Source organism: Pseudomonas sp. PB101, from assembly GCF_009764265.1.
Lineage (GTDB): Bacteria > Pseudomonadota > Gammaproteobacteria > Pseudomonadales > Pseudomonadaceae > Aquipseudomonas.
In genome coordinates, this window is the sequence record NZ_RWIR01000087.1 from 13,227 (window position 1) to 33,773 (window position 20,547).

Here is a 20,547-nt window from a genome sequence, read left to right on the forward strand (position 1 = left end):
GCCTGTGCACGTCAGTGAACCGTGACCTGGCCGAGGGCTGCCTTTTGCTCCATGGCCTGATGTTGCGGCGCATAGACCTGAGTGAAACGCACCGGCGGCAAGTTGAACTGGCCCTTCTGCGAGAAACGCACCAAGTGCCGCAAGCGCAATTCGCCACTCAAGGCATCGACCGGAACGGCATAAGCCATTTGCCCCGGCTCGAAACGCGCCTTCTCCAGCGCCGTCGGCTCGGTACCGTCCTTGCCCATGAGCTTGATGCCCCAGGTCGTGCGCTCGACATCGGCGCCCGGTGGCAACGGCACTTCCAGCAGGCCGTAGCGCAACGGTTTGGTGGCTTTGCTGGTGACGATCACTTCATCGAGATAGAGGTTGTCGCTGGACAACGGGGCGTTGCCGACCGCTTCGAGTTTGAAGGTGAAGGCCTCGTCCCCCGGCACCAGTCGCGACAGGCGACGGGTGATGGTCACAGCCATCGGATCGACCGCCGGCTGCTGGCTGCGATAGCTCAATGCCGCGCGCAGCGGACGCTCTTGCGCACCGGCCAGGGTCAATACCGCCGGCACTGGCGCAGGCCCCTGCCACGTCCAGTACATCTCACCAGACACCCCGTACTGCTTCTTCCAGCCTTCACCCGGCGCCAATGCAATGGTGGGCGATGCCTGCTCGATGCTGCGTTGCAGCCAGGTCAACGCCAATGCACGTTCCAGGGTCGATTGCTGCGGCAACAGACGTTGCAGCAAGGCCTGGGCGTGAGCCTGATCGATGGGTTGCAGCGACAGGTTCAGCGCTTCGGCAAACGGCTGGGAACTGACCGCCAGGCGCTGCTGCGCATCGCTCAGTTGCCGATTGAACGCATCCGGCAACGCGACCTTCACTTGCCTGGCCAGCGATGCCGTCAGCACGCGTGCGGCCGCCAGCCCCAAGGTTGAATCCGGATCGCTCATGACCAGGCTGTCTTCGCCGCCTTCCATCAGGTTCGCCGCCGTGCCCTCGCCCGCTTTCGCCAGGTCGTCCATCAAGCCGCTGAGCAAGGTGTTGACCGGCAACTGCATCTGCCTGGCGAACGACAGGATCAGCGCCCGCTGCAGCAGCGGCGTGTTCTTCGCCTGCTTGGCGTAGACCTCCAGCACCCGCTGCCAATGCTCCGGCGGCAGGCTCAGTTCCAGCACTTGGCTGGCGTGCCAGTCGGCGTAATAGGCGTAGGCGGTGAGAAATGCATCCGGCTCGCCGTCCATGCCCCACCAGGTGAAACTCGCCGAAGGACCGGCCATTTGCACCAGGCGCAGGCGACTGTTTTGCATGATCAGGCGCAGGCGATCGCGGATCTGCGGATTCGCCGCCAGCGTCGGGTAAGCAATGCTCAACGGCAACAGACGACTGGCGGTCTGCTCGACGCCACCGTAGGGGTAGCTCAACAGGTCGTCGAGAGCCGAACGGAACAACGCTTGCGGACTGTCATCCAGGCGCAGGCGGATATCACTGGCGTCTGCCGGCAACGTCAGCGGCGTATCGCCCTCGGCCACATCAAGACTCTGCGACTGCGTCACCTGCCACCCTTCCCCGCTGGCGCTCAGGCGCACCGTCAACGCGTCAGCGGTTTTGCCGTCCTGCACCAGTTCGGCGCTCCACTCGCCATTGGCCAGTTCAAAGGCCGGCAACGGGAGGTAGTTGATGCCGCTGTTGAGGGTCACAGGTACGCGCTGTTCGTTGCCGGCGTAATGGGTCACCAGTTCGGCCTTGAGCGGTTTCTCGGCCTGGTTGAAAGCGAACACGCCGAGGTCCGGTTTGTCGCCAGCGCGGAATCGAGTCGGACCGCTCCACTTCAGGTACAGCGGTTTTTCCGAGCGTACGAATTGCTTCTTCTGCCCGACCTGACCGTCATCGGCGATGGCCCTGGCGGTGATGCGCCAGCGGGTCAGGGAGTCCGGCATCTTGAAGGTGAAGCGGGTTTTGCCGTTGGCATCGCTCAGCAATTCCGGTTGCCAGGCTGCCGTGTCGACATCCTCACGACGCGGCCGCTCCAGCACCTTCACCCCGCGTTCACTGCGATTGGCCTTGCCCGGCGCACCGGGGCTGCCTGGCAAGGCGACGTCATAGCTGATGAACGACAAACTGGCGCTGGTGCGCACGTTGTTGCGCCGTGGGTGATAGAAAAACTGGTCGATGCTTGGCGCGACTTCCGGTTGCAGCACGTAGACCATTTCATCGACCACGCTGACCGTCAGGTGCGCGGGAATCGCTTTGCCGGCGAACCGGGTGGTCAGGTCCACCGAGACGGTTTCACCCGGTTGATAGTTTTCTTTGTCGGTGGCGATCACAACGTCGATCTGTGGCGTGACTACCTTGATGCCGGCGTTCTGGAAACTGTATTGGCCGCCCTTGGTGTACAGCACCGAGAAGGTCAGGTTCGGCGCGAAACCGTCCTTCACCGGGATGCGCGCGCGGTACTGGGTATCGCTGAGCTTTTCCATTTTCAGCCAGTCGCCGCCCCTGGACAGCAGCGCAGTCGCTTCGACCTTGTCGCGCTCCAGGGACAGCAGCGCATCGCTCACGGGTTCCGGGAAAGTGATCAGCGCCAGCGCTTCATCGCCAGCAATGTACTCGGGTTTGTCGAGGACGATTTCCACGGTACCGGGTACGGCTTTGACACCTTCACCGGTTACCGAATGGCCGGTGGCGCCAACCACCCGGCCATGATCATCCTTGAGCGTCAGGTTGTAGGTGCCCGGCCGGTCGAAGGCCAGGGTGAAGCCCTTGTCGGTTGCCGCGAGCTTGCCTTCGCCGGTGCTCTGGTCTTCCAGGCGCACCCAGGCGTAACTGCCGGGCGAAACGGCTTGGGCCTGCTCGCCCTCACGGGTGTAGCTGAAGGCAACCTTGTCACCCACCGCGCTGAAACGTTGAGGCGCGCTCAAGCGGAAATTCGCCGCGCCACGGTCGATGAGGATTTCCTTGGTGGTTTTCACGCGATAGGCTGCACCGTCGCTGGCAAACACCGTGAGCATGTAGCGACTCGGCTTGTCCGCTGCCGGCAAGTCAAGGGACGCATTGCCCTTGGCATCGGTGGTCAATTCGGTGCTGGTCAGCTCCACCGGAAATTGCCCGAGGTATTGCAGTTCGTTGTCGACCATCGACAGCTGCTGGGCACGCAGGCTCAGGCTCAACTTCGCATTGGCCACCGGCTTGCCGTCCGGGTACAGCAGCACCAGGTTGCCCTTGACCGGTTCGCCGGTACGGTAATCCTGCTTGGCCAGATTGAGCGAAATCTCGAAGTGCGGCTTGATGTACTCAGCCACCCGGAAGGCGCTGCTGTAGGCCTGATCCTTGTAGTTGAAACGCAGTTCATATCCACCGGCCACGGCGTTATCGGGCAGCTGGAATCGGCCCTGGGTGCCAGCCTTGGAATCGAGTTTCAGATCGAGGGATTGCAGCGCCGTACCGGTCGCATCCAGCACGGTCACGTTGACATCGGCTGCACTTGGCTGCACCGAGTCCCGGGCATTCTTGAATTCACGGCCGACGATTTTCAGTGACACCCAATCCCCCGGTCGATACAGCGGCCGGTCGGTGAAGGCATAGAGTTTGGTGTCGTAGATTTCACTGTCGTAGTAGAAATTCTCGGAGACGAACACCCCGCCCTCTTCGTCCTCGCCGATCACGAACGAACGTTCGGGGCTGACGTGTTTCAGGCGCAGCAAGCCGTCGGTATCGGTGGCGCCGCTGCTCATCACGCCGAGGCCATCGGTCCACAGCACATTGACCTTCGGCACCGAACTGCCTTCGTGTTTGCGCGCAGCCCACACCAGCAATTCGTCACCGGCGATCTTGCTCACCGCCACGGTGTTGGAGACGAACACCATGGTGGTCGCGCGGTACTTGCCGATCAGCGCTTCCACCAGATACAGGCCCGGTTTGAGATTGCCCAACGGGATGTACACGTTGCCCGGCGCGACGCTGACGAACTCGCTGGAAGACCCGGCCAGGTTCACCCCGGCTGGTGGCTGGATCGGCTTGGCCTGCCACAACGGATAGCGGAACTGGCTGACCACCGGCAAGCCCGGTATCAGCGCGAATTGCGGCTGCGCATCGTAGGGCGTTGGCGCGGCCATCGCATTGCCCATCTTCAGTTCCGGCACTTCCTCGGTGACTTGTTTACGCGACTCGTAGGAAAACGCCCGCTGCATCACCCGACGGGATTTGCGGTACCAGTTGTCCCACAGGTACGCGAGCGTGTTGGACAGGCCTTCACCCTTGAACTGGCCATCGCTGACCACCCGATGCAGGTTCTTCTGGCGTTTGAGAAAATCCAGCGGTTTGTCGATGCGGTACACGCGAATGTCGGCGCCGCCGTAGGGTTCCATGCGAAACCGGCGATAGTCGCGGCCCGGCGCTTCGAGTCGGACCATCGCCTGTTCATCGCTGGCAAAACTGCTGTCGGCCAGCAGGAAAAAACTCTCGCCGGCTACCGGCGTATAGCCGCTCGGTGCGACCGTGTCTTCGGCGTTGACCACTGAAAATGGCAGCACCAGCAACAACAGCAGAGGCAGAAAACGCAGCATGCGGGCACCGGTCATTGGGAGAGAAAATTCAGTCGATAGAGGCCGATGAAGTTGGGGTTGGCTGCGTCGGGTATCCATCGGGTGTCCTTCCATGTCATGAGTTGCTGCAGGCTTGCCGAACGCATGCCGTTGTCGGTGGGGGTGCTGGTGCCGGTGTGGTAGGCGATGTAACGGCCCATCCAGATCATCAGGTGCTGGTCGTCGCCCTGATCGAAAAACATCAGGTCGCCGGGGCGCGCCTGTGACACGTCGCGACTGACCAGGTGGCTGTTGAACTGGATCAATTTGATTGCGTTGACGTACGGCCCGACCTTGCCTGCGCCCTGCTGCCATTGCCGGGCGAGACCACGCTGGGCATCGCTCAATTGCAGCTCCGGCGGCAGGTAACGATTGGTCAGGCCATTGCTGCGCAGCCATTTGTCGTCATGGACTTTCAGCGCTTCGTTGGCGGCGAAACGCACCAGTCCCGCGCAGTCCTGCTGATACCAGCGCGGGCTCGGGCCCTGGCTCAGTTGCTCTTGGGCGATGCGCACGAACCAGGCGCGGAACACCTGGGATTGCTGTGGGTCGAGCGAAGGTGCCTCGACAGCGCGGGCGCCCGCGCTCAGCAACAGCGCCAGCAGGCCAAGACTGCGGATCAATGCCGTCACAGCGCTTTCCACTCCAGCGGCAGCCACTGCCAGTGGCCGTCTGGCTCGGTGCCTTCGGGCAAGGTCAGGGCGTATTTGCCGTAACCGCCAAGCTTGCGCAGTTTCGGGATCAGATAGGTTTGCGCGGCGTTGTAGAACACCGGCTCCATGTCCTGGGGCAGGCTGTCGAGGGTTTCCTGCTGCATCAGTTGCGCCATGGAATCGGGGCCGAAATAAATCGGCATCAGCAGGTCTTTGGGCACCACGTCGGCCATCGGTGGGAAGCGCTTGTCGAGGGTGCCGAGGGCCTTGTCCACCAGCTTGTCGTCGAGGGAAAACAGCAGCGTCGAGCCATGGCGCGCGAGGCTGACCTTCATGAACGCCTTGCCGGTGATGGCGTCAGGGTCTGACGCCTCCTTGGCCGCATAAGGACCGAAATTGGAGCTGACCTGGCGTTGCCACTGGTGGCTCTGCCCTGCCTGGTTTTCCACCACCGGGAAGGCACCTTCCTCGACGTTGCCCTCGTGGGCACCGACCATCGAGCCGAACAGGCTGCCCAGATCCCCATCGAGCTTGCCGGTGTCGTCATCGTTCAGGCTGGCCACCAGCAAGGGGGTGTACAGGCGTGAATCGGCATACCAGCACAGGCCCGCCGCGCCGGCCATGTGCTCGGTCAACGCCTGGGCCACCTGCTCCTGCGCACCGAGTTTCACCAGCAGCGGTTTCTGTTGTTCGGCCGCCAGCGGCAACGCCACGCAAGCACTGGCCCCCATGGGCATGGCTTGCCAGATCGGCTTGAAATCGAAGTCCGGCTGACTTTCCAGTTCATCCATGGCCAGGAAGCTGTGCCAGCCCTTGTCATCCATATCGAAACGCAGCCCGGCGAAGTTCGGGATAAAACGCTGGTAACCCATGGCCAGCACGCTGGCATTCACCGACAGGCGCTGCTTCACCTCCGGCGGGCGAGGCGGCAGGCCGAAGGCTTCGGGAAACAGTTTTTCGCCGTTGAGCAACGCGGCAATGGCCGTGGTCGACACGCCGCCCGGTTCTTGCGTTGCACCGTTTTGTGGATCGTAGAGTTTCACCGGATTGGACAGCACCACCAGCTTGTCGCCATGGGATGCGAACAGCAGCGCCTTGCTGGCGTTGTAATTGAGTTGATAGAGCGCCACGTCGTCGCTGCCGACCTTCACGTCAGCCACCTTGCTCAGCTGCGAGTCGTCCAGCGCCACTTTGGCCAGCGGTTCCAGCACCTTGGCCAGCCCGCCGCGATCCATCACCAGCAGAAAATCCTTGAGCCGGCCATCCGCACCGCGCCACAACGCCACGTCGGCAGGCTGATCGAATAACTGCTCGATCAAGCTGTCCTGCAGTTTCAGGTCATGTTCGTAGATGATCCGCCGCAGGCTGCCGATCAAGCCCAGGCGATCGGCGTGGGTTTCGTAATAGAAGACGAAATCTTCGGTCAGGGTTTCCTTGAGGAACGGCACTGCCAACAAGTCCTTGGGCAACTGGCTCAGGGAATGGGTTTCCAGCAGGCCATCCGGGCGACTCATGCCCAGTTTGTCACTGGCCAACGCAGGCGCCGGGGCCTTGGGCTTGTGCATGAACCACCCCATGCCGCCGGCCACGGCCGCGACCAGGCATAACCCGATCAGCAGCGTCGGCCAATGCAATGAAGCTTTGGCCGGCGCTGCGCCAGCGGCTGGAGTAACAGTGTTATCACTCATGTTCACAAAACCCGAATTTCATCCGTGGAGCGGGATGCTTAGTAGTTGAAAGTCTTGACCAGCAGCAGGTCGCCGATTGCGCGCAGGGGCACGATGAAGGTCTCGCGTTTTTCATCGACGGTGTTTTCGTTGAGCACCAGGTTGATCTGCGAGGTAATCACCTCGTTCTGGTTGCTGGTCTCATCGAAGTTATAGCCGCCGCTGCCAAAGTTGCCCCAATAGTTCACGTAAACCAGATAGGTGCCACGCAGGGGGGCGGTCATGGTGAACATTTCCGGCCCCGGGCCATCGACGCCGTCAGGGTCGAGGCCGCCGCCATTGGTCAAGGCCGGGCGCGACCAGAAGGCATGCTGGCCATCGGGCGTGACGATGTGCAGATCGAGTTCGGCCTTCGGGTCATCCCACCCCAGCACCACGCGAATCTTCGCCGGAGTGCGCAGGTTGTTGGCTTCATAGAATTGAACGCGCTTGAGCGACTGGCCTTGGGCGCTGCGGATTTCCACGCTGTTGGAACCGGCACCAAAGGCATAGGGCCGGGCAAAACGCCCTTGCTCGTCGGTATAGAGATTCAGCGGATTGCCGTTGACTGCCAGGGTGTGCGGCCCACGCTGGGTGCCCAAGGCCTTCAGTTGGCCTTCGATCATCGTGCGATTGCGCTGCACACCCCGATCAATCGGCGGTGTGGGATAGGCGACTTGCGGGTTTTCGCTCCGGTCCAGCAGACCGTTGTAACGCCAGCCACCCACCGGCTCCGACAGCTCGGCATTCGGCGCGGCCAGCATCACAGGCGCGAAAACCAGCCCGGTCAGCAGCAAAAGAAATGAGCGCATGCGACGCCTCCTGCCATGCATGACGAAACCTTGCGCCTGATCCTGAGCGCGTTACAGGTGTGAATACTGCGTTTCGTCTGAAAGACCCGTGACTGTCGGGTCGTAGATGGCGCGAAGGTTAGCCAGTTGGGTGTTTTTTAACAATCGGACGAATCCGAAATTGCTGCAGCAGTCTCGGTAACGGGTGGACGGTGAGCCGAATAGCGATGTTATTCGGCTCACGAAATGAGCCGAATAATCCATAGACGCCACCCCGCTCATTTGCCCATGAACCCCCTATCTGCTAGTGTCGCGCCGGTTTAACGTCAACCGGAAATCGCCGCCATGGCCCGCAAAAAAGCTGCACTGGATTTCGAACAGTCCCTCGCCGACCTGCAAACGCTGGTGGAGCGTCTGGAGAATGGCGAATTGTCGCTGGAGGACTCGCTGGCCGCTTTCGAGCAAGGCATCGGTCTGACCCGCGATTGCCAGGCGGCGCTGGCCCAGGCCGAGCAAAAGGTTCAGGTGCTGCTCGAGCGTGATGGCGAGTTGGCCGAGGAACCCTTCGAAGCGGACCAGCCAGAATGATTGCAGCGTACTCGGCGACCAGCCAGGCCCGCGTCAATGCGGCTCTGGAAACCCTGTTCACGGCACCCGGCCCGGAGCTGGCGCGGTTGTACGAGGCCATGCGCTACAGCGTGATGAACGGCGGCAAACGCGTGCGTCCACTGCTGGCCTACGCCGCGTGCGAAGCCTTGGGTGGCCAGCCTGAACAAGCCAACGGCGCGGCCTGTGCGGTAGAACTGATCCACGCCTATTCGCTGGTGCATGACGACTTGCCGGCGATGGACGATGACGATCTGCGCCGTGGCCAGCCGACCACCCACAAGAAATTCGATGAAGCCTGCGCGATCCTTGCCGGCGACGGTTTGCAGAGCCTGGCCTTCAGCGCCCTGCTCGATCCGCGCCTGAGCGCCCCGGATGCCGAAATCCGCCTGCAAATGGTCGGCGCCCTGGCACTGGCGGCAGGCCCGGCGGGCATGGTCGGCGGCCAGGCCATCGACCTCGGCTCGGTCGGCCTCAAGCTTGACCAGAAAGCCCTGGAGTACATGCACCGGCACAAGACCGGTGCGCTGATCGAAGCCAGCGTCAAGCTCGGCGCCCTGGCCAGTGGCCGAGCCGAGAAAGACGAGCTGAAATCCCTGCAGGCTTATGCACAGGCCATCGGCCTGGCCTTCCAGGTGCAGGACGACATTCTCGACGTCGAAAGCGATACCGCAACCCTGGGCAAACGCCAGGGCGCCGACATTGCCCGGGACAAACCGACCTACCCGGCCCTGCTCGGCCTCGACGCCGCCAAGGCCTATGCCTTGGAGCTGCGCGACCAGGCCCTGCACGCGCTGCGACCGTTTGACGCGGCGGCCGAGCCATTGCGTGATCTGGCCCGGTATATCGTCGATCGCCGCAGCTGACGGCGAATCCGCCAAAAAGGACCAACGCGTGGGCAGGGGACGATGCATCAGGTAAACTGCCGCATCTTTTATACCTATAACGATTCGCCTGATGCCCACGACGTTTCATGAGATTCCCCGCAAGCGCCCGACCACGCCCCTGCTCGACCGCGCGAACACGCCGGACGGCCTGCGCCGGTTAGGCGAAGCCGAGCTGGAAACCCTGGCCGATGAGTTGCGCCTGGAATTGCTCTACACGGTCGGCCAGACCGGTGGGCATTTCGGTGCAGGCCTGGGCGTGATCGAGCTGACCATCGCGCTGCATTACGTCTTCGACACCCCGGACGACCGGCTGGTGTGGGACGTGGGTCATCAGGCTTATCCGCACAAGATCCTCACCGGTCGTCGCGAGCGCATGGGCACCCTGCGCCAGAAGGACGGCATCGCAGCCTTCCCGCGCCGCTCCGAGAGCGAGTACGACACCTTTGGCGTCGGCCACTCCAGCACCTCGATCAGTGCCGCGCTGGGCATGGCGATCGCCGCCCGCCTGCAGAACAGTGACCGCAAGGCCATCGCGGTGATCGGCGACGGCGCGTTGACCGCGGGCATGGCGTTCGAGGCGCTCAACCATGCGCCGGAAGTGGACGCCAACATGCTGGTGATCCTCAACGACAACGACATGTCGATCTCGCGCAACGTCGGCGGCCTGTCGAACTATCTGGCGAAGATCCTTTCCAGTCGCACCTACGCAAGCATGCGCGAAGGCAGCAAAAAGGTCCTGTCGCGCCTGCCCGGTGCCTGGGAAATCGCCCGTCGTACCGAAGAATACGCAAAAGGCATGCTGGTTCCCGGCACGCTGTTCGAAGAGCTGGGCTGGAACTACATCGGCCCGATCGATGGCCACGACCTGCCAACCCTGATTGCCACGCTGCGCAACATGCGCGACCTGAAAGGTCCGCAGTTCCTGCACATCGTCACCAAGAAAGGCAAAGGCTTCGCCCCGGCGGAAGTCGACCCGATCGGTTACCACGCCATCACCAAACTCGAACCGCTGGACGCCCCGGCTGCCGCGCCGAAAAAGGCCAGCGGGCCGAAATATTCCGGTGTGTTCGGCGAATGGCTGTGCGACATGGCGGCTGCCGATCCGCGCCTGGTCGGGATTACCCCGGCGATGAAGGAAGGCTCGGACCTGGTCGCTTTCAGCGAACGGTTCCCGCTGCGTTACTTCGACGTGGCCATTGCCGAGCAGCACGCCGTCACCCTCGCGGCCGGCATGGCCTGCGAAGGCGCCAAACCCGTGGTGGCGATTTATTCGACCTTCCTGCAGCGCGGTTATGACCAGTTGGTGCATGACGTCGCGGTGCAGAACCTCGACGTACTGTTCGCCATCGACCGCGCAGGCCTGGTGGGCGAAGACGGTCCGACCCACGCCGGCAGTTTCGATCTTTCGTACCTGCGCTGCATCCCCGGCATGCTGGTGATGACCCCGAGCGATGAAAACGAGCTGCGCAAAATGCTTACCACCGGTCACCTGTATGAAGGTCCGGCGGCGGTGCGTTACCCACGCGGCAACGGCCCGAACGCGACCATCGAGAAAGACCTCGAGCCGATCGAGATCGGCAAGGGCGTAGTTCGCCGCCAGGGCAGCAAAGTCGCCTTGCTGGTGTTCGGCGTGCAACTAGCCGAAGCGCTGAAAGTCGCCGAGACGCTGGATGCAACCGTGGTCGACATGCGTTTCGTCAAACCGCTGGATGAAGCACTGGTTCGCGAAATCGCCGGCAGTCATGAGCTGTTGGTCACTGTCGAGGAAAACGCGATCATGGGCGGCGCCGGTGGCGCGGTCAGCGAATTCCTCGCCCGCGAAAACATCCTCAAGTCGATGTTGCACCTCGGCTTGCCGGACATTTACGTCGAACACGCCAAACCTGCGCAAATGCTGGCCGAGTGTGGGCTGGATGAAGCCGGGATCGAGGCCTCGATCCGCGAACGCCTGCAACTGCTCAACCGCTAAACACACTATCCCTGTGGGAGCGGGCTTGCCCGCGAAGAGGCCGGCACATCCAACATCAATGTTGAGTGTGCCGACGCCTTCGCGGGCAAGCCCGCTCCCACAGTGTTTTGTGGGCCTCTCAAAATTGTATTCGCCTCAAAGCACCATCGGACTACCCATGAAGTTCTCCCGCCTCGCCCTCCCCCTATTCCTGCTGCCCACCACCCATGCCCTCGCCGACACCTTCGAGCGCGACCAGGCCCTGAAGCTGCCCGACGTGCTGATCAGCGCCAACCGCCAGGTGGAGGCGCGCAACGACAGCAGCGCCGCCAATACCGTGTTCACCCGCGAAGACATCGATCGCCTGCAACCCGATAGCGTCACCGACCTGCTGCGCCGGGTGCCGGGCGTGCAGGTTTCGCAGACCGGCGGACGCGGCAGTCTTCCGGGGGTGTACATCCGCGGCACCCAGTCGGCCCAGAGCCTGGTGCTGGTGGACGGCCAGCGCATCGGCAGCTCGACCTCCGGTGACAGCAACCTGCAACACATCAACATCGAGCAGGTCGAGCGCGTGGAAGTGCTGCGCGGCTCCCGTTCGGTGATTTACGGCAGCGATGCGATTGGCGGGGTGATCCAGATCTTCACCCGTCGTGGCGGCGAGCAGGGTCTGCAACCTCGACTGCACACGGGCTTTGGCAGCAACCAAACCTGGGAGCGCAGCCTTGGCCTGTCCGGTGGTGATGAGCGAACCCGCTTCAACCTCGGCGCCAGCCTCGATGAAACCGCCGGGATCGATCGTACCCACGAGTCATACCCCAGCGACGGCGACCATGACGAATACCGCAACAAGTCGCTCAGCCTGAGCCTGAGCCACGCCTTGAGCGATGACATCGAGATCGGCGCCAACGTGCTGGATAACCGCGGCAAGAGCGAGTTCGACAACCCGTTCGGCCGCTTCGACATGAATACGTTCGAGTCGGTCCAGCAACAGCCCTACAGCGAATTCGATGTGAGCAGCGTCAGTAGCCATGTCGATGCACGGGTCAACGATCTCTGGAAAACCCGCATTGATTTCGGCCACAGCGAAAACCGCGAGAAGACCCTCGACAAGCTCAGCGATGAACGCGCGGTGTTCAACACCTACCGCGACTCGGTGACCTGGCAGAACGACCTGACGCTCAACGAGCGCAACAGCCTGATGCTGGGGGGCGACTGGTACGAGGACCGGATCAACAGCACCACGGCGTTCGACGAAGACAGCCGCTGGAACCGCGCCGCATTCATCCAGCATCGCTATCAGGCCGACAGCTTTTCCACGGAACTGGGCCTGCGCCACGACGACAACCAGCAGTTCGGCAGCCAGAACACCTGGAGCGGCACCTTCACCCTGCCGCTGAACCCGGACAACGAAGTGCTGCTGACCTACAGCGAAGGCTTCCGCGCACCGACGTTCAACGATCTGTATTACCCGGACTTCAGCAACCCGGACCTGAAGCCTGAAACCTCGAAAAGCTACGAGCTGCAATGGCGCAGTCAATTGACCGAGAGCAGCCGCCTGGAGACGTCGCTGTATCGCACCGACCTTGAAGACGCGATCATCTTAAGCAGCAACTCACGCCCCGAAAACGTTGCCTCGGCGCGGATCAACGGTTTCGAAGCGACACTCAAGCAAGAACTGTTCGACTGGCAGAGTAATCTCGGCGTGGCGATCATCGACCCGCGCGACCGTGACTCGGGCCACACCCTGGCCCGTCGTGCACGGCGTACCCTGAGCTGGGACCTGGATCGACAGTTCGATCGCCTGGGCCTCGGCGCCAGTTGGCAAGCCATCAGCAGCAGCTACGACGACCTGAACAATCAACAGCCGTTGGGGGGCTATGCGTTGCTGGGGTTACGTAGCAGTTGGCAGCTCAATCGTGAAGTCAGGCTGGACCTGAAGGTCGATAACCTGCTGGACAAGGGTTACAGCCGGACGCTGTACAGCTACCAGGGCAGCCAGTACGGGTATCGCGAAGAAGGTCGGGCGTGGATGTTCGGGGTGACCTGGACGCCGGGGATCTAAAGCCCCACTCGATCATTTGTGGCGAGGGGGCTTGGCGGATCGCCGCACCGTCCCGTTCGACTGCGCAGCAGTCGCAATCACTGCTGAGCGGATCAATCAGAAAGATCGCAGTGCTTGTTTTTTGGGGCCGCTTCGCAGCCCAACGGGGGCAAGCCCCCTCGCCACAGGTCAGCGATCGGGCGCGATCAACCGGCACAGCTTGGCAGTGGCCTCGATCATCTGCCCGCTCGGCCGCTCCAGGCCTTTGTCCGTTACCAGACGCAATTGCCCTTGCTCCACCGCCGCCACCTGCGGCCAGGCTTTCCACGCATCGAGCTGCGCCTGATCGCTGGCCAGAATCACCTCGGGATTACGCTGCAACACGGCTTCCACGCTGACTTGCGGTGCCGGCGGTTTCAGGTCGGCAAACACGTTTTGCGCACCGCAAACCTGCAGCGCATCGCTGATGATCTGCTCACCGCCGACGGTGTACAGCGGCCGATCCCAGACCTGATAGAACACTCGTAGCGGTTCGTCCCGTCGATAGCGTTGGCGCAGTTCGTCCAGTCGTCGACGCAGATCGCTGGCCAATGCAATCCCGCGTTCAGGTCGCCCGAGTTGAGCGGCAATGACCTCGATCTGCGCGGTGAGCTGGCCCAGGCTATGGGGTTCGACGACGTAGGTGGGAATGTTCAGGCGCTTGAGCTGGTCGCGCTGGGCCGGGCCGACGCTGCCGGGCCATAGCAGCAACAGATCGGGCTTCAGGCTGAGCAGTCGCTCCATGTCCAACTGGCCATAACGGCCAACGGAGGGCAATCCGTTGAGTTCTGCAGGCCGCTCACCGGCGTCCAGCACACCGACCAGGAGATCGGCGGAACCCAGTTCGACGACTATTTCCGAGAGCGACGGTGCCAGGCTGACAACTCGCTCGACCGCGATGGCCGAGGGGCTGGCGGCCAGCAGCAAAACCGCCAGCCAGAGCGCGCGCATCAACCGAGTTGACGCGGAATACGGTAGAGGTAGAACAGCACGGCGGTCGACAGCGCCAGCAACATCAACGGCACGGCTTCAAGACCGACGAACACCGCCAGGGCACCGATCCACGCCGGCAGGCCGGCGGCCAGGAACGCCGCACGACGTTTCGCCGCCAGGCTGATCCACGCGCCAGGTTCTTCAGCGGTATCGAGGGCTTTCTGGGTGGCGATCAGTGCGTGTTTGTAGGCGCCGAAAAACTTCAGGCTGACAAACATCGAGGCGACCCCGGCGATGAACAACGGCATCGCCAGAACCGGCAGGATGGCTTCGCTCTGGCCGAACACCGCGTTGATCACAAACAGCGGCAACAGGGCCAGGGCCAGGTATTGCCACCAACTGACGGACAGTCGCCGCCGAACCTGACCGCGGGTCACGCCCGGTCTACCTCGCCCTGATGTTCATTGCCCATCATGTGGTCGAGTTTGCTGGCCTTGGTTGCCAGGTAGAGTCGGTTGTGCGGGTTGTGGCCGGTATGCAGCGGCACGCGTTCGGCGACCGCGATACCCATGTCGGTCAAGGCTTTGACCTTGCGTGGGTTGTTGGTCATCAGGCGCAAGGACTTCACGCCCAGGTGCTCCAGCATCGGCAGGCACATGGCGTAGTCACGCTGGTCGGCGGCAAAGCCCAGGCGCTCGTTGGCTTCGACGGTATCGGCGCCACCGTCCTGCAACTCATAGGCGCGGATCTTGTTCAGCAGGCCAATGCCACGACCTTCCTGACGCAAGTACAGCAGTACGCCACGACCTTCACGGGCGATGGCCTGCAAAGCGGCCTCCAGTTGCGAGCCGCAGTCGCAACGCTGGCTGAACAGGGCGTCGCCCGTCAGGCATTCGGAGTGCAACCGGCCGAGTACCGGGGCACCGTCGTCGAACTCACCCAGGCTCAGCACAACGTGCTCGCGGCCAGTGCCTTCATCGAGAAAGCCATGCATGGTGAATTGCGCAAAAGGCGTTGGCAGCTTGGAAGCGGCGACAAAAACGACAGGCACCGGTGTGCTCCTGATCTAAAAGTTCTGAAGATTCGCAGAGCCGGCATTGTAACAGCAGGTTCCAAGCGACGCTTAGGCTGAATTATCGGCGATAACTATCAAATAGTTTGATATTCGCCCTGAAGACGCTCCCACAAGGTTCTGTGTCGGTCATTGGATCCGGGAAGCATTCGAATCAAACGGATACGGCTGTTTCCAGCGTTCGAAGATCGGTTTCAACTCGCCGCTTTTGACCAACTGCTCCATGCGCTGATCGAACAGGGTCATCAGGCTACGCGCCTTCGACGTTTTGGCAAAGCACAGGTACAGCGGCAGCTCGGCGATATGGGTGCTGCGCAACTGTGAAGGATCTTTGGCACGGTTGCGCACGTAATCGACTTCGGTCTGCGCATCGATGTAAAAGTCGGCGCGGTTGTGGGTCAGCATCGACACGATGCCGGTACGCCGCAACACCTCGTCAAAGTGGCGCACATTGGGCAGGTAATCCTGATAATCGTAGCCGCGGACCCAGGCCAGTCGATAATTGCCCAGGGTTTCCGGGGTCGGCACCGGACTGCTCGCCAGGCCCAGGGCATAGATGTGATCGGTGTCGAAGTTCCAGTGGGGATAAAGCACACCCTCTGACTCGTCGCGATAGGAACCGACGCAGGCATCGACTTCACCCCGCTCGGCAAGGCCCAGCGAACGCAGGTAGGGCTCGGTGCGGATGTCGACCTTGACGCCCGCCGGCTCGAACACCTGTCGCAGCACGTCCCAGCCCAGTCCATGACCGTCGGCGGCGGTGTAGTCTTCCCAGTCTTCACTGGCCAGATGAATCACCGACGGCGGCGTGGCACTCCCTCCTCCCGCCTGGGCAAAGGAGCAAAACATCGAGAACGCCATCACCATCAATCCACGTAGAACCATCCCTGCTTCCCTCGATTAACAGTTGTGCTGGTCAACACCTGGAAACCCCGTTCAGGCGAAAAACCAAACCAGCCCCTGCATCGCCAACCAGGCGAAAACTCCTGCCAGGACATCATCGAGCATGATGCCGACACCACCATGTACGTGCCGGTCAATCCAGCGAATCGGCCACGGCTTGAGGATATCGAAGAAGCGGAACATCAAGAAACCCGCCAGCAACCACTGCCAACCTTCCGGCACCAGCCACAGGGTGATCCACATCCCGACCATCTCGTCCCAGACGATGCCTTCATGGTCGTGTACCCGCAAATCGTCGGCCACTTTGCCGCACAGCCAGAAACCGAACAGCATGGTGATGCCCAGCATCAGCCAGTATCCCCAGTCGGGCAGCATCTGCCACAACGGGATAAAGGGTAGCGCAACCAACGACCCCCAAGTGCCGGGCGCCTTTGGCAAGGTGCCCGAGCCGAAGCCGAACGCCAGGAAATGCCATGGATTGCGCCAGACCGACGGCGGTACGAATTCCGCCGGGACCTGTTTGGGATGATCTGTCACGGTGACTCCCGAAAATGTTGATAACCCCGGGTTTGCGGGGTGATGTCTTTGCCATCGGCGTCCAGCAGCGTCACACCTTGCCCCGCTACCACCCGCCCAATCACATGGATCGGCCAGCCATCGGCCAGCAACAGCGGCAACTCGACGGACGGTAGGGTGAAGGCCAGGACGTAATCGTCGCCGCCACTCAGGGCCGCGACCTGTGCCTGCGATCGGCCGAGAAAGTCGACCAGGCTCTGCGACAGCGGCAAACGCTCCCGTTCGACTTCGATGGCGACCTTCGAGGCCAGCGCGATATGCCCGCAATCGGCCAGCAGGCCGTCGGAGATATCCATCGCCGAAGTGGCCTTGCCCCGCAGCGCCTGACCCAGGCCGAGCTGCGGTTGCGGCGACCAGTAATGCGCCAGCAACGGCTCGGCAATGCTCGCGTCGGCCGTGCGCTGACCGAGCACCAAGGGCAAGGCACCGGCGGCATTGCCCAACTCGCCACCGACGCACAGCAGATCGCCCGGCCGTGCGCCGCTGCGGGTCAACGCCAGGCCACTCGGTACGCGACCGAACACGGTCATGGTCAGGCTCAATGGCCCCCGGGTGGTGTCGCCGCCCACCAGCGCCACGCCACAGCTTTGCGCCATCTGGTTCAAACCACGGGCGTAGGCTTGCAGCCAATCGGCGGTCACCGTCGGCAAGGTCAGGGCAAGGGTAAAGGCAATCGGGGTGGCGCCCATGGCGGCCAGATCGCTGACGGCCACGGCCAGCGAGCGCTGACCGAGCAGAAACGGATCGCAGGGGTCGGCGAAATGCACACCGGCCACCAGCGTATCGGTAGAAATCGCCAACTGCTCCCCAGGGGGAACCGCCAGCAAGGCGCAGTCATCGCCAATCCCGAGGGCAACGCCTTCGCCGCCCTGCGCACAAGGCGCGGCGGCGAAGAAATTGCGGATCAGCTCAAACTCGCCCATCGCAGTTTCAAGCGCTGGTTAGCGCTTGAACGCCTTCACTTCAGCTTCACGCAGACGTGGCGCCAGTTTGTCGAGCACACCGTTGACGAACTTGTGGCCGTCGGTGGAACCGAAGACCTTGGCCAGTTCGATACCTTCGTTGATCACAACGCGGTACGGCACGTCGACGCGCTTGAGCAGTTCCCAGGTGGACAGGCGCAGAACCGCCAGTTCAACCGGGTCGAGCTCTTCGATGGTCAGATCGAGGCAAGGCGTGAGGGCGGTATCGATTTCGCTCTTGAACTGCGGAACCCCGTGCAGGATTTCGCGAAAGTACGCGCCATCGACATCGCTGAAATCGTTATCGACCCGGAACTGCGCTTCGATTTCGTTCAGCGATTGCTTGGCCATGTGCCATTGGTACAGCGCCTGGGTCGCGAGCTGACGGGCTTCGCGACGCTTGACGCTTTTCGATGGCTTGCCGGCATCCGCAGGCTTTGGATCGCGCGGGTTGAAACGATCGCTTTCGTCGCTAATCACTTGGCCTCCAACTGCGCCAGCAGGCTGACCATTTCCAGAGCGGACAGGGCAGCTTCAGCACCTTTGTTGCCGGCCTTGGTGCCGGAACGTTCGATGGCTTGCTCGATGGAATCAACGGTCAGGACGCCGAAAGCGACCGGAACGCCGAACTCCATGGACACCTGGGCCAGGCCCTTGGTGCATTCGCCAGCCACGTATTCGAAGTGCGGAGTACCGCCACGAATGACCGCGCCCAGGGCGATGATTGCCGCGAACTCGCCCTTCTGAGCGACTTTCTGCGCAACCAGCGGGATTTCGAAGGCGCCAGGCGCACGGATGATGGTGATGTCGCTTTCGCTCACGCCATGGCGAACCAGGGCATCAACTGCACCGCTGACCAGGCTTTCAACGACGAAGCTGTTGAAACGGCCCACTACCAGAGCGTAGCGGCCTTTAGGGGCGATGAAGGTACCTTCGATGGTCTTCAGGGTCATTCGTTAGATCTCTTAAAGAGCCGGGACGCGTCTCGTACGCGTCCCTCAGTGATATTTGAACCGCGAATTCAAGGCCGGGGACAACCGGTCATTATTCGGAGGGCACGTATTCTACAACTTCCAGATCGAAACCGGATATCGCATTAAACTTCATCGGTGCCGACATCAGGCGCATTTTGCGCACACCGAGGTCACGCAGGATCTGCGAACCGGCACCGACAATGCTGTAGGTGGTCGGTTTTTTCACGGCTGTGTGGTCGGCGGTTTCGCGGATATGCGCCAGCAACACGTCGCCATCCAGCGGGTGACCGAGCAGCAGCACCACGCCACTGCCAGCCTCGGCAACCGCAGCCATGGCGGCGCGCAGGCTCCAGCGGCCTGGCTGCTTGACCATCAGCAGGTCGCGCAGCGGGTCCATGTTGTGCACGCGAACCAGGGTCGGTTCTTCGGCGCAGACATTGCCCAGGGTCAGTGCCATGTGCACGTCGCCTTCCACGGAATCACGATAGGTCACCAGGTTGAATTGGCCCAGTTCGCTGTCCAGCGGCTGCTCGGCAATCCGCTGAACGGTACGTTCGTGGATCATCCGGTAGTGAATCAGGTCGGCGATGGTGCCGATCTTGATGTCGTGTTCGGCGGCAAAGGCTTCCAGCTCGGCGCGACGGGACATGGTGCCGTCGTCGTTCATCACTTCGCAGATCACACCGCTCGGCTCGAAACCGGCCATGCGCGCCAGGTCGCAGGCAGCTTCGGTGTGGCCGGCACGGGCCAGGGTACCGCCGGCCTGGGCCATCAGCGGGAAGATGTGGCCCGGGCTGACGATGTCTTCGGCCTTGGCATCACGGGCGGCCGCCGCTTGCACGGTACGCGCGCGGTCGGCGGCGGAGATGCCGGTGGTCACACCGGTGGCCGCTTCGATCGAGACGGTGAACTTGGTACCGAAACCGGAACCGTTGCGCGGCGCCATCAACGGCAACTTGAGCAGTTCGCAACGCTCGCGGCTCATCGGCATGCAGATCAGGCCACGGGCGTGCTTGGCCATGAAGTTGATGTGCTCGGGCTTGCAGCACTCTGCGGCCATGATCAGGTCGCCTTCGTTCTCGCGGTCTTCGTCATCCATGAGGATGACCATCTTGCCTTGGCGGATGTCTTCAACCAGTTCTTCGATGCTATTGAGCGCCACAAGGCACCCCCTTTTTGCGAAATTTGAGCTTCAGGATTTGAGGTAGCCGTTTTGGGCCAGAAAGCTTTCGGTGATGGTGCTGCCGGCAGTCGGCTCTGCGGCCTTGTCGCCCAACAGCAGGCGCTCCAGGTAACGGGCCAGCAAGTCCACTTCCAGGTTCACCCGGCGACCCGGCTGATACGACGCCATGATGGTTTCGCTCAGAGTGTGCGGAATGACGGTCAGCAGGAACTCGGCGCCATCGACTGCGTTCACGGTCAGGCTGGTGCCGTCGACGGTGATCGAGCCTTTATGGGCGATGTACCTGGCCAGTTCTTTCGGTGCGCGGATACGGAATTCCACGGCACGTGCGTTCTCGGTGCGGGCAACCACTTCGCCCACGCCATCGACATGACCGCTGACCAGATGCCCGCCGAGGCGAGTGGTCGGGGTCAGGGCTTTTTCCAGATTGACCGGGCTGCCGCTTTTCAGGTCGTTCATGGCGGTGCAGTCGAGGGTTTCGCGACTGACGTCGGCGGCGAAACCGTTGCCCGGCAATTCAACAGCGGTCAGGCACACGCCGTTGACCGCGATGCTGTCGCCCAGCTTGACGTCGCTCAGGTCGAGCTTGCCGGTTTCTACGTGAACCCGCACATCACCGCCCTTTGGGGTCAATGCACGAATACTGCCGATGGATTCGATGATGCCGGTAAACATGAGGTTCTCCTCGAGAACTAAGCC

Annotated in this window: 18 protein-coding genes; 4 read left to right on the forward strand and 14 right to left on the reverse strand. The window is 62.1% G+C overall.

Going from position 1 to position 20,547, the window contains the following annotated elements; genetic code table 11:
- Nucleotides 1–11 precede the first annotated feature (11 nt).
- From EI969_RS26225 to EI969_RS26240, 4 genes are read right to left on the reverse strand one after another with little or no spacing between them, the layout of a single operon-like run.
- Nucleotides 12–4,571, reverse strand: coding sequence for an alpha-2-macroglobulin (locus EI969_RS26225; RefSeq protein ID WP_160390314.1), 4,560 nt, complete (start codon nt 4,569–4,571; stop codon nt 12–14).
- A complete protein-coding gene (locus EI969_RS26230) occupies nt 4,568–5,206 on the reverse strand; it encodes a DUF1175 family protein (protein ID WP_160390315.1) in 639 nt (212 codons plus the stop codon). Before EI969_RS26230 ends, EI969_RS26225 begins: the two co-directional genes overlap by 4 nt.
- On the reverse strand, nt 5,203–6,915 hold the full coding sequence (locus EI969_RS26235; RefSeq protein WP_160390316.1) for a DUF2138 domain-containing protein: 1,713 nt from the start codon (nt 6,913–6,915) through the stop codon (nt 5,203–5,205). Before EI969_RS26235 ends, EI969_RS26230 begins: the two co-directional genes overlap by 4 nt.
- Nucleotides 6,916–6,953: 38 nt before the next feature.
- A complete protein-coding gene (locus EI969_RS26240; RefSeq protein ID WP_160390317.1) occupies nt 6,954–7,745 on the reverse strand; it encodes a YfaP family protein in 792 nt (263 codons plus the stop codon).
- Between the two features lie 324 nt (nt 7,746–8,069).
- On the opposite strand from EI969_RS26240, the gene EI969_RS26245 reads away from it, so the two are divergent.
- From EI969_RS26245 to EI969_RS26260, 4 genes are all read left to right on the forward strand, one after another.
- Nucleotides 8,070–8,312, forward strand: coding sequence for an exodeoxyribonuclease VII small subunit (locus EI969_RS26245; RefSeq protein WP_056728915.1), 243 nt, complete (start codon nt 8,070–8,072; stop codon nt 8,310–8,312).
- Nucleotides 8,309–9,196: a (2E,6E)-farnesyl diphosphate synthase gene (ispA, locus tag EI969_RS26250; protein WP_160390318.1), complete on the forward strand. Its 888-nt coding sequence runs from the start codon at nt 8,309–8,311 to the stop codon at nt 9,194–9,196. Before EI969_RS26245 ends, ispA begins: the two co-directional genes overlap by 4 nt.
- A 91-nt stretch (nt 9,197–9,287) precedes the next feature.
- Nucleotides 9,288–11,186 (forward strand): 1-deoxy-D-xylulose-5-phosphate synthase, encoded by a 1,899-nt coding sequence (gene dxs / locus EI969_RS26255; RefSeq protein ID WP_150716019.1) that lies wholly within the window; start codon nt 9,288–9,290, stop codon nt 11,184–11,186.
- Between the two features lie 157 nt (nt 11,187–11,343).
- Nucleotides 11,344–13,227: a TonB-dependent receptor domain-containing protein gene (locus tag EI969_RS26260; RefSeq protein WP_160390319.1), complete on the forward strand. Its 1,884-nt coding sequence runs from the start codon at nt 11,344–11,346 to the stop codon at nt 13,225–13,227.
- 168 nt (nt 13,228–13,395) lie between these two features.
- On the opposite strand, the gene EI969_RS26265 is transcribed toward EI969_RS26260, so the two are convergent.
- From EI969_RS26265 to EI969_RS26310, 10 genes are all read right to left on the reverse strand, one after another.
- Complete coding sequence (locus EI969_RS26265) at nt 13,396–14,196, reverse strand: cobalamin-binding protein (protein ID WP_160390320.1); 801 nt, start codon at nt 14,194–14,196, stop codon at nt 13,396–13,398.
- Nucleotides 14,196–14,615 carry an MFS transporter gene (locus tag EI969_RS26270; protein ID WP_160390321.1) on the reverse strand — a complete coding sequence of 140 codons (420 nt, stop codon included), beginning with the start codon at nt 14,613–14,615 and terminating at the stop codon, nt 14,196–14,198. Before EI969_RS26270 ends, EI969_RS26265 begins: the two co-directional genes overlap by 1 nt.
- On the reverse strand, nt 14,612–15,229 hold the full coding sequence (gene ribA / locus EI969_RS26275; RefSeq protein ID WP_007970170.1) for a GTP cyclohydrolase II: 618 nt from the start codon (nt 15,227–15,229) through the stop codon (nt 14,612–14,614). Before ribA ends, EI969_RS26270 begins: the two co-directional genes overlap by 4 nt.
- 150 nt (nt 15,230–15,379) lie before the next feature.
- A complete protein-coding gene (locus tag EI969_RS26280) occupies nt 15,380–16,135 on the reverse strand; it encodes an ABC transporter substrate-binding protein (protein WP_160390322.1) in 756 nt (251 codons plus the stop codon).
- A gap of 51 nt (nt 16,136–16,186) precedes the next feature.
- Entirely contained in the window at nt 16,187–16,690 is a 504-nt protein-coding gene (locus EI969_RS26285) for a phosphatidylglycerophosphatase A (RefSeq protein WP_007970166.1), read from the reverse strand.
- Nucleotides 16,687–17,652, reverse strand: coding sequence for a thiamine-phosphate kinase (thiL, locus tag EI969_RS26290; protein WP_160390323.1), 966 nt, complete (start codon nt 17,650–17,652; stop codon nt 16,687–16,689). Before thiL ends, EI969_RS26285 begins: the two co-directional genes overlap by 4 nt.
- Before the next feature lie 18 nt (nt 17,653–17,670).
- Nucleotides 17,671–18,171: a transcription antitermination factor NusB gene (nusB, locus tag EI969_RS26295; protein ID WP_160390324.1), complete on the reverse strand. Its 501-nt coding sequence runs from the start codon at nt 18,169–18,171 to the stop codon at nt 17,671–17,673.
- A complete protein-coding gene (ribE, locus tag EI969_RS26300) occupies nt 18,168–18,644 on the reverse strand; it encodes a 6,7-dimethyl-8-ribityllumazine synthase (RefSeq protein WP_003228649.1) in 477 nt (158 codons plus the stop codon). Before ribE ends, nusB begins: the two co-directional genes overlap by 4 nt.
- 91 nt (nt 18,645–18,735) lie before the next feature.
- Nucleotides 18,736–19,827 (reverse strand): bifunctional 3,4-dihydroxy-2-butanone-4-phosphate synthase/GTP cyclohydrolase II, encoded by a 1,092-nt coding sequence (gene ribBA / locus EI969_RS26305; RefSeq protein ID WP_160390325.1) that lies wholly within the window; start codon nt 19,825–19,827, stop codon nt 18,736–18,738.
- Nucleotides 19,828–19,857: 30 nt separating this feature from the next.
- Nucleotides 19,858–20,523, reverse strand: coding sequence for a riboflavin synthase (locus EI969_RS26310; RefSeq protein WP_160390326.1), 666 nt, complete (start codon nt 20,521–20,523; stop codon nt 19,858–19,860).
- Between the last annotated feature and the right edge of the window lie 24 nt (nt 20,524–20,547).